Annotated in this window: 3 protein-coding genes; all 3 read right to left on the reverse strand. The window is 62.1% G+C overall.

Translation table 11 applies throughout. From position 1 onward, the window contains the following. Nucleotides 1-142 precede the first annotated feature (142 nt). The 3 genes from tnpC to ABQJ48_RS38010 all read right to left on the reverse strand — a co-directional run bounded on the left by tnpC (nucleotide 143) and on the right by ABQJ48_RS38010 (nucleotide 2529). Nucleotides 143-1636: an IS66 family transposase gene (gene tnpC, locus ABQJ48_RS37560; protein ID WP_473094254.1), complete on the reverse strand. Its 1494-nt coding sequence runs from the start codon at nucleotides 1634-1636 to the stop codon at nucleotides 143-145. 132 nt (nucleotides 1637-1768) lie between these two features. Continuing rightward, nucleotides 1769-2113, reverse strand: coding sequence for an IS66 family insertion sequence element accessory protein TnpB (gene tnpB / locus ABQJ48_RS37565; RefSeq protein WP_367842903.1), 345 nt, complete (start codon nucleotides 2111-2113; stop codon nucleotides 1769-1771). Further along, nucleotides 2110-2529, reverse strand: a complete 420-nt coding sequence (locus ABQJ48_RS38010; protein WP_473094253.1) for a transposase — start codon at nucleotides 2527-2529, stop codon at nucleotides 2110-2112. The genes tnpB and ABQJ48_RS38010 overlap by 4 nt, the downstream gene beginning before the upstream one ends. Between the last annotated feature and the right edge of the window lie 84 nt (nucleotides 2530-2613).

The following is a 2613-nucleotide window of genomic DNA, read 5'->3' on the forward strand; positions in this document are numbered from 1 at the left end:
GTAAGCGACTCAGCCCGGCCGTTTCCCCGTTCACGCGCGCGTGGGGCACGATGGTGATGGCGTGATGGAGTCCGTGTAGATTATGGGAGATCGTGTCCGCGATCCGCGATCGTGGACACGATCCATCCAAATCTATCCAGATCTACCTGGTTGATGGTGTGGGCAGAGCGGCGGGCTTCAGCTTGTCGGCCACATTCCAGGGCAGCAATTCGTCGATGCGAGAGATCTTGTGATCAGCGATGTGGGTCAGGACGTATTCCAGATAAGCACGCGGGTTGATGCCATTGAGCTTGCACGTCCCGATCAAGCTATACATCGCAGCGGCCCGCTCGCCCCCGCTGTCGGACCCGACGAACAGATAGTTTTTGCGGCCGAGCGCGACACAGCGCAAGGCGTTTTCTGCGAGTACGTTGCTGATCTCGGCCCGACCATCTTCACAGTAGAACACGAGCGCCGCCCAGTGGTTCAGGGAGTAGTTGATCGCCTTGGCGAGCGCGGACTTCGTCGACAGCGTCGTGAGTTTCGCCCTGATCGTCACTTCGAACTTCACGAGCAACGGCTTGCTCTTCTCCCGCCTCACGCGCAGACGCTCGTCAGGTGTCTTGCCGCGGATGTCGGCTTCGATACTGTAGAGCTCGCCGATCATCTCGAGCAATTGCTGGGTATCGGGAGTCGGCGTGCGCACGTGAACATCGTAGATGTACCGCCTCGCGTGATCCCAGCATGCCGCTTCGAGGATCTCGCCGCTCGCGTACAGTTGATCGAACCCGGAGTAAGCATCGGCCTGCAGGATGCCGTGGAATACGGCGAGCCGGGTTTGAGGGTGGACGCCTTTGCGATCCGAGGAGAAGTCGAACCATACCGCGGCCGGCTCAGTCGAGCCCGAGCGGCGATCGTCACGCACATAGACCCAGAAGCGGCCGGTCACCGTTTTGCCGTTGCCGGGCGCGAGCACCGCGACCGGCGTGTCGTCGACGTGGACCTTGCCGGGAACCAGCGCGTAGCGCTGGATCGCTTCAACAAGCGGCACACACAGCTCGGCAATCTGCCCGAGCCAGCGGCCCATGCTGCCGCGATCCAGCGCCACACCATCGCGTGCCGCGATCTCCGATTGGCGATACAGCGGCTGATGATCAGCGAACTTCGATACCGCAATATCGGCCAGCAAGCTCGGATGCGCGATGCCATGCTCGATCGGTAGGCCGGGCATCGCGGGCTGTTCGATGTGGCCGCAATCAGGGCAACACAGCTTATGGCGGATGGTGCGGATCACTTTGAACGCGGCCGCCACGCGGGCAAGTTGCTCGGATACATCCTCGCCGAGCCACTGCATCGTCGTCGCGCACTTTGGGCAGGCCGGATCCGGCTTGAGTTCGATTTCGTCACGGGGCAAGTGCGGTGGCAGTGGCTCTCGCGTGGGCCCCCGACCGGGCGGCGCCGTCGACGTCTTGTCTCGGTGCCCTCGCGTATCTGCGGCGCCCTGGCCCGCCGTCAGGTCTTCCAGTTGCGCCTCAAGCTTATCGATCTGCCGGGCCAGTTTCTCGGACTTGCTACCGAAGTACATCCGCCTGAGCTTGTCGATCTGCGTCTTCAGGCGCTCGATCTCATCGTCGCGTGCGGCGATCTCCCGAACCATGTTTGCGATCGAGGCTTGCTGTTCAAGCAGCGACGCCTGCTGCGCGAGCACCAGGGCCTGGAGCTCAGCGACGGTGGCAGGAAGCGGCGCATCTTTAGACATGCGTCGCAGTTTACGAGCCTTCGATGCGGTTTACAACATCGACAGCGCGGCAGTACGGCGTGGCTGCCGCCAATCGATGCCCTCAAGCAGCATCGACAACTGGGCGCTTGTCAGATGGATCTTTCCGCCATCAGCCTGGGGCCAGATAAAGCGGCCTCGCTCCAATCGTTTTGCGAGCAACCAGAGCCCTTCGTCGGTCGCCCAAAGCAGTTTCACGAGATCGCCGCGACGGCCGCGGAAGATGAACACGTGGCCGCCCAAGGGATTCTCTTCGAGCGCTGTCTGCACCTTCGCGGCCAGCCCCTGGAACCCGCAACGCATGTCGGTCACGCCGGCCACCAGCCAGATACGCGTACCTGCCGGCAGCGCGATCACTTCAGGCATTCCTGCAGGAACGCTTCGATGCGCTCGGCAGACAGACCGCGAATCTTCATGCGCCGCTTGCCGATCTCCACCTCGATCTCGCACACGGGAGTCGACATCGGTACGCTGCTCATCGCTCCGGATGCTACCGGCGGCTCCGGCTCCCGCAGCACCAATGCCGTGTCGATCACGTCAACGCTCAGCAGTTCCGTGCCTGGCACGCCCGGCTCAACATCCAGTGCAGGGACGACCAGCTTTCCTTCACGATATTGCTTGCGCCAACCGAATACCACGTTGGCGTTGATGTCGTGTCGACGCGCAACAATCGACACCGACATACCCGGCTCCAACGTCTCCCTGATCACCTGCTGCTTGAATTCTTGCGCGTACGTGCGATGGGAATGGGCACGGTTCCCTGCGTTCGACATGGCTGACTGGCTCCGTCAATCTAAACGCGCCCATCATGCGTTGGAAAAATCAGCATCGGGAGACGGTCCGGCCGAGCCGCTTAC

The organism is Paraburkholderia suaedae (assembly GCF_040812055.1).
Lineage (GTDB): Bacteria > Pseudomonadota > Gammaproteobacteria > Burkholderiales > Burkholderiaceae > Paraburkholderia.